Genomic DNA, 12999 nt, shown 5'->3' with positions numbered 1-12999 from the left:
CCTCGGGACACGCATCGTCGTCAATGGTGTCCACGCAGTCACGGCTGCCACACCGCACACGCCGGCGCTCAGGGGGATCACATGGAGACACAGCAGCCACCGGGCCAGTACGACGTGCCACCCCCGCCCGCGATGCCGCCCCGGTCCGTCACCGATGTCGAACTACGGGTCGCCAAGGGGCTGTTATGGGTCGGCGCCGCGGCCTACCCGCTGCGCAACATCGCCCGGGTGTACACGTTCACCCTGCACCCCAAGCGCAAGGAGGCGGTCGTCCGCTTCCTCGCCCGCACCGGCATCACCCTGGCCGCGGCGGTGGGCCTGTCGATCGTCGCCGGCCTGACCGTCCTCGCCGACGAGTCCACGGCGAGCGGTCTCCTCACCTTCGTGTGGCTCGTGGCGGGCGCGGCGCTGATCTACTTCTTCGTCGACATGCTCTCGGTGCTCACGGCCCAGTCCCACTACGTCCTCGCGGTGGAGACGGCCGGCCCGTCCACGGCGATGGTCACCAGTCACAACCCCCAGCACCTGGACCAGCTCGTGGGCTACGTGGCCGGCGCCCTCGAGAACCCGGACACGGAGTTCCGGGTGACCGTGGAGCGGCTGACGATCAGCTCGCCCACGAACTACCACTTCGGGGACAACGTCAACATGTACGGCGGCAGCGGGAACGTGGGGATCGCGGCATGAGCGGAAACAACTACTACTACGGCGACAACGTCTCGATGCACGGCGGCAGCGGCAACACGGGCATCGTGAAGAACGGGACGGGTACCGGCACCGACCCCGCCCTGCGGCTGGCCCTGGCCGAACTCCTCCAGGGCGTGCGCGAGTTGCGGGAGCAGCTGCCGCAGCCCAGCGTGCAGCTCATCGACGAGTCCCTGCCGGTGCTGGCCGCGGACGCGGCGCCGCCGGCCGAGCGGCACCGCGCGCTGATGGCCGTCGCGGCGATCGCCGCGGCCGTCGGGGCGGTGGGGCAGCCGGTGGCGGAGGCCGCGAACCGGATCCTGCAGATGCTGGGCGGGCAGTAGGTCAGCGCACGGAACCGACGAACGCGGACCAGGCGGACCGGCCGACGACCAGGACCGGCCCGTCAGGGTCCTTGCTGTCGCGGACGGGCACGGTGTCGGGGAAACCGGGGGCTATTTCTATGCAGTCCCCGCCGTTGGCGCCGCTGTGGCTGCTCTTGATCCAGGTCGCCGCGCGCAGCTGATGGCTGGTCATGGGCCTCGTACCCTTCCCTCACGTCGCTGATCAGAGCAGCGGACTGAGGTGCTGACAGGGCGTCCGCTCTGAGCACATCATAAGAGCGCATGTGCTGCGCGAAGACGGCCGGATCATCACTGAAGTGGCCCCGGTCGAGCGATTCCGAGTAGACCCAGCGTTCGCCGCCCGGAAGCTCGATCAACGACAGAGAGGTGTCGGGGCGGTCGATCTCCGGGCGGTCCAACGGTGCGATCTGTACGCGGATGTTGGGCAGCCGCCCCACGGCCAGCAGGTGCTCGCACTGGTCCCTCATGACCTCCGGCCCCCCGACCATGTGCCGCAGGCAGCTTTCGTCGAGCACCACGAGGTAGAACGGGCCGCCCTCGACGACGAAGCGTTGCTGGCGACTCAGTCGAGCCCGGACCCGTTCCGCTACGTCCTGGGAGTCCGGGAGGCGGCGACCAAACAGCGCGGTCGCGTATCCGGGTGTCTGCAACAGCCCCGGGATCACCTGCGTCTGGTAGGCGCGGACGGCCACCGCCTCCGCGTCCATGCGCGCCCTGCGCTCGAACCAATCCGGATGCTCCACCTGCGGGTACCAGTCGATCCGGCCCCACAGCCGGAGCAACACCCCACCCGTGCCGAGCAGTTCGTCGCAGGTCTTGGCGAACGTGTCCTGCGGAACCCTCGTGCCCGCCTCCACCCGCGCCACGTGCGAACGGTCGCACGGAATCTGGCGCGCCAAGCCCTCCTGCGTGAGCAGCGCCGCCTCGCGGAAGTGCCGCAGCACCTCGCCGAACACGGCCGCCGTGCTCGCCCCCGACTCCGTCCCGCCGCTGCGTCGACCCACGGCTTCCCCCCTCCGTGACAGTGCACCGGTGTCACACGCAAAGCATTGATCCGGACCGTTCCCCTGCGCAACGCTCGGTACACCCAGAGTGACGGAGGTGCACGGAATGGAACCGGGAACGCTCGTCTACGACCCGCAGACGAACAAGGTCGGCGCGTACCAGGACAGGACCGGCCCGTATGTGATGCTGCGCCCGGTCGGCGGCGGCCGGGAGTGGCAGGCGGATCCGGGGAGGATCAGGCCGGCGACGTCGGACGAGCGGCTGAGCGCGGGGGTGCGGGCGGTCAACGACCGGTCCAGGGAGGGGCTGCCGGCCGACCCGGCACGGCCTCCGCTGCCGGTGCGGGGGTGCGCGGTGTGCGAGGAGCTGGACCTGCGCCGGGGCCGGGCGCGGGCCGCGTTCGACGGCAGCGCGGTGACGGACGCCGACGTGCTGCTGCGCCGGCACCAGCGCGAGGAGCACGGCGGGGAGGCGGTGCCCGGCCGGCGGGTCTTCCGGTACGTGCCATACACGATCGTGCAGGACCCGTCCGCCCTGCCCGAGTACGAGGCGCGCTGCGTCTCGGGCGAGGAGGCGGACTGCGGGGCCGGTTCCGGGGTGCGCTCGGCGCCGGCCGAGGTCGAGGAGTGGCAGCGCAGGCACACCCAGGAGACCCGCCACCTGCGTTACCGCCGCTGCTTCGCCGACTACGCGGTGCTGGAGCGGAAGGGCTGACGCCCCGGGGATGAGACTGCCGTCAGGGCCCGTCGAGCAACTTCCTCAGTTCGGGCGGCAGTTTCTGGTCGGAGTCGGCGACGACGAGGCGGTACGTACCGGCGTCCTCGGCCACCGCGACGGCGACGGCCGGGTCCACGCCCCGCACGGTGAACGCCGTCACGGAGGCCGGGCCCTGCCCGTCGCCGCCGTCGTTCGGGGTGTCGTCACACGCCGGGAGGGTGGCGGTGCCGAGCGGCTCCCCCACGGGCACCTCGGTCTCCTCGCCGCCGAGATAGCTGCGGCCGCCGTACTCGACGACGTACGCGCAGGACGCCTCGGGCTGCGCACCGCCCGCCGGGGACGGCGACGGGGCGCAGCCGGCGACCAGGGGGGCGGCGGCTACCGCGAGCACCGCCCCCGGCAGGATCGGCCTCTTCACCGGTTTCATCGTCGCGCCTCCTCCTGGAGCCGGGGCTCCTGTCGCTTCGGACACATGACGAAGACGCGTGGGGGCGGTGGGACGTTCGGCTTCCGCGGGGGGTTGCGATCGCCAAGCGGGGCCGGGGCGTCCGCCGGTCGCGCGGGCCGCGGGCCCGGCGCCGCACACCGGTCCGCTGATCGGAGGAATCGGCCGATACGTCAACGTCGCACCCCGCTCGGAGCCCGTATCGCCGTTCGAGGTGCCATCCGTTCCATGGAAAAGCGGCGACACCCGGTGTGAGCGGTGGCTTCGTCGGCATTCCCTTGGTCGGGTCTGTCCCAACTGCGAACGGAGACGCCCCGTGCGAATGACTGACATCCAGCGTTGCGACGTCCGGCCCGGACGGCTCGTCGAATGGACGCTCAGTCCGGCGACCGTCGCGACGGCCAAGGCCCTCCCGGACGATTCCAGGCCGCCCGCCTACATCCAGGAGTCCCACCTGCGCACGGCACGCACCGTGCGCGACGACGGCCTGTTCGTGCCGACCTGGATCGGCGCGGCCTTCGACCTGCCGGGCCGGGCCGACCTGGACGCGCTCGGCGAGGCGCTGCGCGACTGGACGCTGCGGCACGAGACGCTGCGCAGCGGCTTCCGCTGGGCCGGCGGCCCCGGGGACTCGCTGCGCCGCTTCACCCTCGACGCCGACGCCGTGGCGCTGCACCGCGAGGACGCCGGGGAGTTCACCGACCCGGTGGAGCTGGCCCAGCACCTGCAGGACCGCTTCGACACCACGGCGGACGCGCTGCGCTGGCCCAACCTGATCTACACGGCCGTCGTCCGGGACGACTCCACGAGCGTCTACATGGCCTTCGACCACAGCAACGTCGACGCGTTCTCGATCTACCGCATCCCCGCCGAGGTGCACGAGCTGTACGCCGCCCACCTCGCCGGGCACGCCCCGCAGCAGCCGCCCGTGAGCAGCTACGTCGACTTCTGCGAGGCCGAGCGGGCGAACGCCGACAGCATCGACGCGGACCACGAGATCGTCGCCCGCTGGCGGGAGTTCATCCACCGCTGCGACGGGCGGCTGCCGAGCTTCCCGGTGGACCTCGGGCTGGAGCCGGGCGGCGGGCTGCCCGCCCAGAAGCTGATGCGCGAGATGCTCGTCGACGCGGAGACGGCCGCCGCGTTCGAGGCGTACTGCCGTCCCTACGGCGGCTCCCTGGTCGGCATCCTCGCGGCGACGGCCCTGATCGTCCACGAGATCGGCGGCGAGCCCGTCTACCGCACGGTGGTGCCCTTCCACACCCGGGCCAAGTCCGCGTACTCGGACTCCGTGGGCTGGTACGTCGGGGGCGCGCCCATCGAGGTGCCCGTCGCGGGGACGTCCGGCTTCCCCGAGGTGCTGAAGACCGTACGGGCCGCGCTGCACGCCACCCGGCCGCTGGCCCGCATGCCGCTCGCCCGGGTCCTGCGGCTCCTCGGCGCGGACTTCCGGCCCACCTCCCCGGACATGTACTCCATCGTGTCCTTCGCCGACGCCCGCGACACTCCCGACTCCACGCTGTGGACCGAGCGCAACGCCTACGGCTTGATCCGGGTCTCCTACGGCGACCAGGTCTGCGCCTGGCTCACCCGCCTCCACGAGGGCCTGTGGTTCGCCGCCCGCCACCCCGACACGGACGTGGCCCACAAGAACCTGCGGCTGTACACCGACCGGCTGCGCGACATCGTCGTCTCCGTCGCGGACCACGCCCCGCGCTCCGGGCGGTGAGGGTCCACCCGGCACCGCGCGTACGGCGAAGGCCGGTTCCCGTGCCGCAGGGCAGGGGAACCGGCCTTCGCCGGTACGGGGCTCAGACGCCCGCGTAGGAGTGCTTGCCGGAGACGAAGATGTTGACCCCGTAGTAGTTGAAGAGCCAGCAGCCGAAGGCGATCAGGGCCAGGTAGGCGGCCTTGCGGCCCTTCCAGCCGGCCGTGGCGCGGGCGTGCAGGTAGCCGGCGTAGGCGACCCAGGTGATGAAGGACCAGGTCTCCTTGGGGTCCCAGCCCCAGTAGCGGCCCCAGGCGTCGCCGGCCCAGATGGCGCCCGCGATGATCGTGAACGTCCACAGCGGGAAGACGGCCGCGTTGACGCGGTAGGAGAACTTGTCGAGGGAGGCCGCGGAGGGCAGCCGCTCCAGGACCGAGGTCGCGAAGGTGCCCGGCTTGCCGCCGCCCGCCAGCTTGGTCTCGTAGGAGTCCTTGAACAGGTACAGGATCGTGGCCATCGCGCCCACGTAGAAGACCGCGCCGCAGAAGATCGCCGTGGAGACGTGGATGTACAGCCAGTACGAGTGCAGCGCCGGGACGAGCTGGTCGCTGGCCGTGTAGAGGACCGTGACGGCCAGGCCCAGGTCCAGCAGGACCGCCGTGGTCAGGAACAGGCCGAGCCAGCGCACGTTCTTCTTCAGCGCCAGCAGTCCGAGGTACACCCCGACCGCGACCGTGGAGAACGTGATGTTGAACTCGTACATGTTGCCCCACGGGGCCCGCTCCACCGAGGCCGCGCGGGCGATGACGCCGCCCAGTTCGACCAGGAACGCCAGCACCGTCAGGGAGACGGCGATGCGGCCGTACAGGTCGCCCTGCTCGTCACCGCCGTGCGCCCCGGGCCCGTCGGGCACGTCCCGCCGGCCGGCGGCGGCCCGCACGGTGACCTTCGGCCGCTCCAGCACGGTGGTGCCGCCGGCCTTGTGGACCGTGACGGCCGGCGCCTTCTTCGCCGCCGGGTCGGCCGTGAGCGCGGCGGCCGTGCGGGCGACCTTGCTGCGGCTGCCGAAGAGCCACTCCGCGATGTACGCGAAGAAGGCCAGGGTGTAGACGGCCATCGCGGAGTAGATCAGCACATTGCTGATCTGCGCGAGGTTTTCGTTGGTGGCGGCGGCGAGAGTCACTGCTTCTCAGCCCCTTCGGCGGGTACGGGGGTTTCGGATCCCGGCTCCTGATCGAGGTCGGGGTCGGGGGAGTCTGCGGGGCCGGGCGCACCCGGGGCCCGCTCGTAGAGCGCACCGGCGAGGTCGCCCAGCTCCTCGGGGACCTTGGCGGATTCGCTGCGGCCGAGACCGGCCATCTCGACGACCGTGACGCCGTCGGCGCCGCGGACCGCGCGCACCCAGACGCGGCGGCGCTGGATGAACAGGGAGGCCGCCAGGCCGCCGATCGCGGCGAGGGCGCCGGCGAGGGCCCAGCCGCTGCCGGGCTGCTGCACGACCTGGAAGCCGGCCCACTCCTTGACGTCCTCGCCGACGGTGACCGAACCGGCGCCGTTCGGGAGCTTCATGGTCTCGCCGGGCCGCAGCAGCTTCTTGAACAGCTTGCCCTTGGAGTCCTTGAACTCCTTCATGTTCTTCTTGTCCATCTGGTACACGCTCTGCGGGATGCCCGAGTCGGCCCCCAGGTCGCCGTGGTAGGCGGACAGCGCGAGCACCGGGTAGTCCAGCGCGGGGAACTGCGACAGCATCGTGCCGCTGGCGGACCCGCCGAACGTCGGCACGAAGAACGCGTTGAAGCCGAGCTGTTCCTTCTTGCCCTGCGGGTTGCGGTAGCCGTCGAGGACCTTGACGACACCGGAGGAGGTGACGTTGGCGTCTAGCGGCAGCAGCGGCACTGCGTCGTCGAAGACCACCTTCCCCTTGCCGTCGCGGACGGTGATGACGGGGGCGTAGCCGTGGCTGACGAGGTAGACCTTGGAGTCGCCGATCTCCAGCGGGTGGTTCACCTCGACCGTGGCGTTCCGGTCCTCGCCGTAGGCGCCCGAGCTGTAGGTCAGGTCGGCCTTGTAGACGCGCGGGGTGCCCTTGTTGGGGCCGGTGCGCTCGTAGCTGCCGGTGAACTTCTTCAGGTTGAAGCTGAAGGGCACCAGGTCGTCGGAGGTGAAGAGACTGCCCGACTTGAAGTCGTCGTACTGGGTCAGCGTGTTGGAGAAGCCCTGGCCCTCGACGATCAGCTTGTTGCCCTCCGACTTGTACAGCTGGCCCCAGGCGAAGGCGACCAGCATCACGATCAGGGCGATGTGGAAGACCAGGTTGCCGACCTCGCGCAGGTAGCCCTTCTCGGCGGCGACGGCGTCACCGGCGAGGTGGGCGCGGAAGCGGCGCTTCTTCAGCAGGGCCAGGGCCGCCTCGCGGACCTGCTCGGGCTCGGCCGTGGTGCGCCAGGTGGTGTGCGCGGGCAGCCGGGTCAGGCGCTTGGGCGCGCCCGGCGGACGGCCGCGCAGCTGGCCCACGAACTGCCAGGTGCGGGGCACGATGCAGCCGATGAGGGACACGAACAGCAGGATGTAGATCGCGGAGAACCACACCGAGCTGTACACGTGGAACATGCCGAGCTTGTCGTACACGTCCGAGAGGGTGGGGTGCGCCTCGCGGAAGTCGGCGACCTTCGTCTCGTCCTGGCCGGTCTGCGGGATCAGCGAGCCGGGGATCGCGCCGAGGGAGAGCAGCAGGAGCAGCAGCAGCGCGACGCGCATCGAGGTGAGCTGCCGCCAGAACCAGCGGGCCCAGCCGATGACGCCCAGGGCGGGCAGGTGCGGTGCCTCCTCCTTGGGGGCGGTGGACAACTGGGAGCCGGCGGCGTCCAGGTCCTGGTCCTCGGCGGCGGACGGGGCCGGGTCGGAGGCGGTGGTCTTGCTCATCGATCAGATCCCCACAGTGAAGCCGTCGGACCAGACCTGCATCTCCTGCACGATGCGGTCCCACGCGCCGGTCAGCAGCAGCAGACCGGTCACGATCATCATGATGCCGCCGACCCGCATCACCCAGACGTAGTGGCGCTTGATCCAGCCGAAGGCGCCGAGGGCCTTGCGGAAGGCGACCGCGGCGAGCACGAAGGGCACGCCCAGGCCCAGACAGTACGCCACGGTCAGCACGGCCCCGCGCCCGGCGCTGCCCTGATCCGAGGAGAGCGCGAGCACCGAGGCGAGTGTCGGCCCGATGCAGGGCGTCCAGCCGATGCCGAAGAGGGCGCCGAGCAGGGGGGCGCCGGCCAGCCCGGCCACCGGCCTGCGGTGGAAACGGAACTCGCGCTGGGTGAACCAGGGCATCAGGCCCATGAAGAAGACACCCAGGACGATCATGAGAACGCCGAGCACCTTGGACAGGACGTCCCGGTACTCCTGGAGCTCGGCGCCGAAGTAGCCGAACAGCGCCCCGGACGAGACGAACACGACGGTGAAGCCGAGCACGAACAGCGAGGCGCCCGCGGCCATCCGGCCGCGCCGGGCGTCGGCGAGGTCGGTTCCGGCGACCCCGGTGACGTAGGAGAGGTATCCCGGCACCAGCGGCAGGACGCACGGGGAGAAGAAGGAGACGAGCCCACCGAGCAGCGCGATCGGCAGGGCCACCAGCAGGGCGCCCTGCAGGACGGTGCCGTTGGGGTCGGTGGCCGCGGCGAGCGTGGTGACGGCGCTCACGTCACTTCTCCGCGACGACCGGCTTGAGCATCTTCAGCAGCCGTTCCTCGCTGAGCGCCGACAGCGAGCGGGCCGCGACCTTGCCCTCCCGGTCCAGGATGAGCGTGGAGGGGATCGCCTGCGGGTTGAGCGTGCCCTTCTTGAAGCGCAGCAGCAGCTTGCCGGTGGGGTCGTAGAGGCTGGGGTAGGTGATGCCCCAGTCCTCCTCGAAGGCCAGGGCCGCGCCGGTGGAGGTGTCCCGGGTGTTGATGCCGACGAACTGCACGCCCTTGCCGGAGTAGGCCTTGGAGACCTTCGCGAAGTACTTGGCCTCGGCCCGGCAGGGGTTGCACCAGGAGCCCCACACGTTGAGGACGACGACCTTGCCCTTGTAGTCGGCCACGTCGAGCGTCTTGCCGGCGATGGTCTTGCCGGACAGCTCGGGCGCCTGGGTGCGCTCGCCCCGGGCGACCGTGGCGATGCCGTCGGTGCCGGTGACGAAGTTGGTGTTGCCGCCCCCGCCGGAGGTGCCGCCCGAACCGCACGCGGTCACGAGCAGCGCGGTCGCGGCGAGACCGGCGGTCAGCACGGCGTCACGACGGACACGGCGGGTGCGGTTCGAGCGCAGGGGGGCGCGGCTGGCGGCACTCATGTGAAAAGTTTCGCATGTCCGTTCAGTGGCTCTCGCCCACCCCCCTTGCGGGCGGAAAACCGCATTTCAGGCGGCGTTCCGCGAGGCCTTCCCGCTCGGCGCGGACGCCGGTGAGGTGAACTTCCGCCAGCCACCGGCCGGCTGCTGCCCGACGCCGAGCGTACGGAGCTTGTCGAGCACCTCGGGCTTTTGCACGTCGAGCCAGTCGGTGAACTGCCGGAAGGAGACGAGACGCACATCCGCGCCCTTCTCCTTCTCCCGCGCGATGTGCTGGAACGCCTCCTCGACGGCGTCCATGTAGATGCCGCCGTTCCACTCCTCGAAGTGGTTGCCGATGAACAGCGGCGCCCGGTTCGTCTCGTATGCCCGCTTGAATCCCTGGATGTACGCCTGGGCCGACTGCTTCCGCCAGCCCGGGTAGTTGTGCGCGGGGGCCTTGGTGGAGTTCAGGGACTGGTTGGCCAGCATGTTGTAGTCCATCGACAGGACCTCGAAGCCGCGGCCGGGGAAAGGTATCTGCTGCAGGGGCAGGTCCCAGATGCCCTGGCGCTTGCGCGGCCAGACCTGGAGGCCGCCGGACGAGGAGGCGTCGTAGCGCCAGCCCAGGTCCCGGGCGGTGGGCAGCAGGTTGTCCTGGCCGAGCAGGCAGGGTGTGCGGCCGCCCACCAGCTCCTTGTCGTAGTCGAAGGGCAGCGACGGCAGGTCGGTCCAGCCGGTGTGGGTGCGCCACCGCGTGACGAAGGACTTCGCCTGGTCGATCTCGCTGCGCCACTGCCGCGGCGTCCAGTGCTTCACCGAGCCGTGGGAGTCGCCGCAGAAGTGCCCGTTGAAGTGCGTGCCGATCTCGTGGCCCTCCAGCCAGGCGCGCCGGACGTTCTTGAGGGTGTCCTTGATGTGCGCGTCGGTGAGGTAGCCGATGTCGGAGGCGCCGCGCGGGTTGTTCGGCGGGTTGTACAGGCGCTTCTTCGACTCGGGCAGCAGGTACAGCCCGGACAGGAAGAAGGTCATGCTCGCGCCGTGCTCCTTGGCGAGGTCCAGGAAGCGCGGGAAGAGGCCGTTGCCGACCTCGCCGGCTCCGTCCCAGGAGAACACCACGAACTGCGGCGGGGTCTGACCCGGCTCCAGCGGCCGGGGCTTGCCCGGCTGGTGGGGCTGGGGGCCGGTGTAGGCGGTGGAGCCGTCGCCGATCGGCCGGGCGGCGGGCTTGGGCCGGGCCCGGCCCTGGGCGCGGTCGCCGTCCCCGGAACCGCCGGCGCGGCCGTCGTCGTCCGCCCCCGTGAGGCCGCCGCAGCCGGCGAGCGAGACGGCGGCCGCGGCACCCGCGCCGAGTCCGAGCATTCCCCTGCGGGTGAGTGGGCGCATTGCATCCCCGATCGTCACGTTCTCTGGTGGTCACCCAGTCAGAGGACGTGACGAACGGGGAGGTTCCGCCAAGATGCGCAGATTCCGTAACGGAACAGTCGTAAACGATCAGAAAGGGTCGGGCAGTGGTCCGGGGCCTACGCGCCGAAGCCCTTGCTCTGACCCTTCACCGGCCTGGCGCCGGCGCGCAGGTGCGGCGGCACCAGATCGCGGGCCGGTTCCGAATAGCCGACCGAGACGATGCGGTCACCGCGGTAGGTGAACGTCGTCAGGGACGCGAGGGTGCACTGGCGCCGGCGCGGGTCGTGCCACAACCGCCGCCGCTCGACGTAGGACCGGACGATCCAGATGGGCAGTTGGTGACTGACCACGACCGCCTCGTGCCCGCGGGCCTGGTCCTTGGCGGCGCCCAGCGCGCCCATCATGCGCACCACCTGGTCGACGTACGGCTCGCCCCAGGACGGCCGGAACGGGTTGACCAGGTGCTTCCAGTTGTTCGGCTTGCGCAGGGCACCGTCGCCGACGCCGAACGTCTTGCCCTGGAAGATGTTCTCGGCCTCGATCAGCCGCTCGTCGGTCGCCAGGTCCAGCCCGTGCGCCTTGGCGATCGGCTCGGCCGTCTCCTGCGCCCGCTCCAGCGGCGAGGCGACGACGTAGGTCACGTCGCGGTTCGCCAGGTGCTCGGCGACCCGGTCGGCCATGCGCCGGCCCAGGTCGGACAGGTGGTAGCCGGGCAGCCGCCCGTAGAGGATGCCGTCCGGGTTGGCGACCTCGCCGTGCCGCATGAGGTGCACCACGGTGAGGTCGTCGTTGGTCTCGGTGGTCATTCCGTTGTCCGTCCCCTCGCTCATGCCGTCGCCTCCGCCGCCGCGCGGGCCGCCGCGGGAAGGGCGTCCGCGATGCGCTGCACGGCCCGCTCGTCGTGCGCGGTGGACACGAACCAGGACTCGAAGGAGGACGGCGGCAGGTAGACGCCGTTCGCCAGCAGCGAGTGGAAGAACGCGGTGTAGCGGAAGGACTCCTGGGTCTTGGCGTCCTCGTAGTCGCGCACCGGCCGGTCGGTGAAGAACACCGAGAACATGTTGGAGGCGGTCTGCAGCCGGTGCGCGACGCCCTCCTTGCTCAGCGCCTCGGTGACCAGGCCCTGGATCTCCTTCGACACGGCGTCCACCTTCGCGTAGGCCGCGTCGTCGAGGAGCCGCAGCTGGGCGAGCCCGGCGGCGGTGGCGACGGGGTTACCGGAGAGGGTGCCGGCCTGGTAGACGGGCCCGGCCGGGGCGAGGTGGGCCATCACGTCCGCGCGGCCGCCGAAGGCCGCGGCGGGGAAGCCGCCGCCCATGACCTTGCCGAACGTCATCAGGTCCGGGACGACGCCGTCGACCCCGAACCACCCGGCGCGGCTGGTCCGGAAGCCGGTCATGACCTCGTCGGAGATGTACAGGGCGCCGTTGTCGGCGCAGACGTCCTTCAGTCCCTGGTTGAAGCCGTCGGCGGGCGGGACGACGCCCATGTTGCCCGGGGACGCCTCGGTGATCACGCAGGCGATCTCGCCGGGGTGGGCCCGGAAGGCCTCACGCACGGCGTCGAGGTCGTTGTACGGCAGCACGATCGTGTCGCCGGCCTGCGCGCCCGTGACGCCGGGGGTGTCGGGCAGGGCGAAGGTGGCGACGCCGCTGCCGGCCGCGGCGAGCAGCGAGTCGACGTGCCCGTGGTAGCACCCGGCGAACTTGATCACCTTGGTGCGCCGCGTGAACCCGCGCGCGAGGCGGATCGCCGACATGGTCGCCTCGGTGCCGCTGGACACCAGCCGCACCTGCTCCAGCGGCGCGATGCGGGAGGCCATCTCCTCGGCGAGCGCGACCTCGCCCTCACCGGGCGTGCCGAAGGACGTGCCGCGGGCGACGGCCTCCTGCACGGCGGCGATCACCTCGGGGTGGGAGTGCCCGAGGATCATGGGCCCCCAGGAGCAGACGAGGTCGACGTACTCCCGCCCGTCCGCGTCGGTCAGGTAGGGGCCCCTGCCGGAGACCATGAACCGCGGCGTGCCGCCGACGGCCCGGAAGGCCCGCACCGGGGAGTTGACGCCGCCGGGCGTGACGGCCGCCGCGCGGTCGAACAGAGCCTGCGAGGCCGGTGCTTCATACGGATATGCGAGTTCGCTCATGACCTGCGACTTCTCCGACCTTCTCCGACGTAGTCGGACTCCGGGTGCCAGTGACCTGTTCAGGGTAGGCCAGGGGGCCCGCGGACCGGGGCGTGGGACAACCCGGTCCCGGGGGCGCCGGCGTCTGCGAGACTGGTCCCTGATACACACAGCTCGAACGGCCCGGCGTGGTCAGAGGCTGCGAAGGTCCCGCGGACGGATGTCTTCAGCGCACGTTTC

General features: G+C 71.1%; 14 protein-coding genes. 4 read left to right on the top strand and 10 right to left on the bottom strand.

Annotated elements, in window-relative coordinates; all coding sequences use genetic code 11:
• Positions 1 to 81 precede the first annotated feature (81 nt).
• Positions 82 to 687 carry a DUF6232 family protein gene (locus Q5694_RS27600; RefSeq protein ID WP_333936112.1) on the top strand — a complete coding sequence of 202 codons (606 nt, stop codon included), beginning with the start codon at positions 82 to 84 and terminating at the stop codon, positions 685 to 687.
• Positions 684 to 1028, top strand: a complete 345-nt coding sequence (locus Q5694_RS27595; RefSeq protein WP_333936111.1) for a hypothetical protein — start codon at positions 684 to 686, stop codon at positions 1026 to 1028. Before Q5694_RS27600 ends, Q5694_RS27595 begins: the two co-directional genes overlap by 4 nt.
• Before the next feature lies 1 nt (position 1029).
• Here the strand turns inward: Q5694_RS27595 and Q5694_RS27590 are convergent, their stop codons facing one another.
• Complete coding sequence (locus Q5694_RS27590; RefSeq protein WP_333936190.1) at positions 1030 to 1143, bottom strand: DUF397 domain-containing protein; 114 nt, start codon at positions 1141 to 1143, stop codon at positions 1030 to 1032.
• Positions 1091 to 2005, bottom strand: coding sequence for a helix-turn-helix domain-containing protein (locus tag Q5694_RS27585; protein WP_333936110.1), 915 nt, complete (start codon positions 2003 to 2005; stop codon positions 1091 to 1093). Before Q5694_RS27585 ends, Q5694_RS27590 begins: the two co-directional genes overlap by 53 nt.
• Positions 2006 to 2159: 154 nt before the next feature.
• Here Q5694_RS27585 and Q5694_RS27580 point away from each other — a divergent pair, with 154 nt between their 5' ends.
• Positions 2160 to 2768 (top strand): DUF7848 domain-containing protein, encoded by a 609-nt coding sequence (locus Q5694_RS27580; protein WP_333936109.1) that lies wholly within the window; start codon positions 2160 to 2162, stop codon positions 2766 to 2768.
• A 22-nt stretch (positions 2769 to 2790) separates the two neighbouring features.
• On the opposite strand, the gene Q5694_RS27575 is transcribed toward Q5694_RS27580, so the two are convergent.
• Positions 2791 to 3189: a DUF6281 family protein gene (locus Q5694_RS27575; protein ID WP_333936108.1), complete on the bottom strand. Its 399-nt coding sequence runs from the start codon at positions 3187 to 3189 to the stop codon at positions 2791 to 2793.
• A gap of 343 nt (positions 3190 to 3532) precedes the next feature.
• Between Q5694_RS27575 and Q5694_RS27570 the strand changes: the two genes are divergently transcribed.
• Positions 3533 to 4945 carry a condensation domain-containing protein gene (locus tag Q5694_RS27570; protein ID WP_333936106.1) on the top strand — a complete coding sequence of 471 codons (1413 nt, stop codon included), beginning with the start codon at positions 3533 to 3535 and terminating at the stop codon, positions 4943 to 4945.
• A gap of 82 nt (positions 4946 to 5027) precedes the next feature.
• Here Q5694_RS27570 and ccsB read toward each other — a convergent pair whose 3' ends face one another.
• The 7 genes from ccsB to hemL form a co-directional block, all read right to left on the bottom strand.
• Positions 5028 to 6107 (bottom strand): c-type cytochrome biogenesis protein CcsB, encoded by a 1080-nt coding sequence (gene ccsB / locus Q5694_RS27565; RefSeq protein ID WP_333936104.1) that lies wholly within the window; start codon positions 6105 to 6107, stop codon positions 5028 to 5030.
• Complete coding sequence (gene resB / locus Q5694_RS27560; RefSeq protein WP_333936103.1) at positions 6104 to 7846, bottom strand: cytochrome c biogenesis protein ResB; 1743 nt, start codon at positions 7844 to 7846, stop codon at positions 6104 to 6106. The genes ccsB and resB overlap by 4 nt, the downstream gene beginning before the upstream one ends.
• A 3-nt stretch (positions 7847 to 7849) precedes the next feature.
• Entirely contained in the window at positions 7850 to 8623 is a 774-nt protein-coding gene (locus Q5694_RS27555) for a cytochrome c biogenesis CcdA family protein (RefSeq protein ID WP_333936102.1), read from the bottom strand.
• 1 nt (position 8624) lies between these two features.
• The gene (locus tag Q5694_RS27550) at positions 8625 to 9254 is read right to left on the bottom strand and encodes a TlpA family protein disulfide reductase (RefSeq protein WP_333936101.1); all 630 of its coding nucleotides are present in this window, start codon (positions 9252 to 9254) and stop codon (positions 8625 to 8627) included.
• A 66-nt stretch (positions 9255 to 9320) separates the two neighbouring features.
• Entirely contained in the window at positions 9321 to 10616 is a 1296-nt protein-coding gene (locus Q5694_RS27545) for a hypothetical protein (protein WP_333936100.1), read from the bottom strand.
• A 137-nt stretch (positions 10617 to 10753) separates the two neighbouring features.
• Positions 10754 to 11443 (bottom strand): histidine phosphatase family protein, encoded by a 690-nt coding sequence (locus tag Q5694_RS27540; RefSeq protein WP_333936189.1) that lies wholly within the window; start codon positions 11441 to 11443, stop codon positions 10754 to 10756.
• Between the two features lie 20 nt (positions 11444 to 11463).
• On the bottom strand, positions 11464 to 12780 hold the full coding sequence (gene hemL / locus Q5694_RS27535; RefSeq protein WP_333936099.1) for a glutamate-1-semialdehyde 2,1-aminomutase: 1317 nt from the start codon (positions 12778 to 12780) through the stop codon (positions 11464 to 11466).
• Between the last annotated feature and the right edge of the window lie 219 nt (positions 12781 to 12999).

Origin of the sequence: Streptomyces sp. AHA2, from assembly GCF_036857595.1 — a bacterium.
GTDB lineage: Bacteria > Actinomycetota > Actinomycetes > Streptomycetales > Streptomycetaceae > Streptomyces.
Note: the sequence above shows the minus strand (reverse complement) of the source record. Positions and strands in the feature narration are given on the sequence as shown.

Excerpts from the sequence above, each read along its gene's own strand:
- Q5694_RS27600 (WP_333936112.1), top strand. The coding sequence starts at position 82 with ATGGAGACACAGCAGCCACCGGGCCAGTACGACGTGCCACCCCCGCCC.
- Q5694_RS27550 (WP_333936101.1), bottom strand. The coding sequence starts at position 9,254 with ATGAGTGCCGCCAGCCGCGCCCCCCTGCGCTCGAACCGCACCCGCCGT.
- resB (WP_333936103.1), bottom strand. The coding sequence starts at position 7,846 with ATGAGCAAGACCACCGCCTCCGACCCGGCCCCGTCCGCCGCCGAGGAC.
- Q5694_RS27580 (WP_333936109.1), top strand. The coding sequence starts at position 2,160 with ATGGAACCGGGAACGCTCGTCTACGACCCGCAGACGAACAAGGTCGGC.
- Q5694_RS27540 (WP_333936189.1), bottom strand. The coding sequence starts at position 11,443 with ATGACCACCGAGACCAACGACGACCTCACCGTGGTGCACCTCATGCGG.
- hemL (WP_333936099.1), bottom strand. The coding sequence starts at position 12,780 with ATGAGCGAACTCGCATATCCGTATGAAGCACCGGCCTCGCAGGCTCTG.
- Q5694_RS27595 (WP_333936111.1), top strand. The coding sequence starts at position 684 with ATGAGCGGAAACAACTACTACTACGGCGACAACGTCTCGATGCACGGC.
- Q5694_RS27545 (WP_333936100.1), bottom strand. The coding sequence starts at position 10,616 with ATGCGCCCACTCACCCGCAGGGGAATGCTCGGACTCGGCGCGGGTGCC.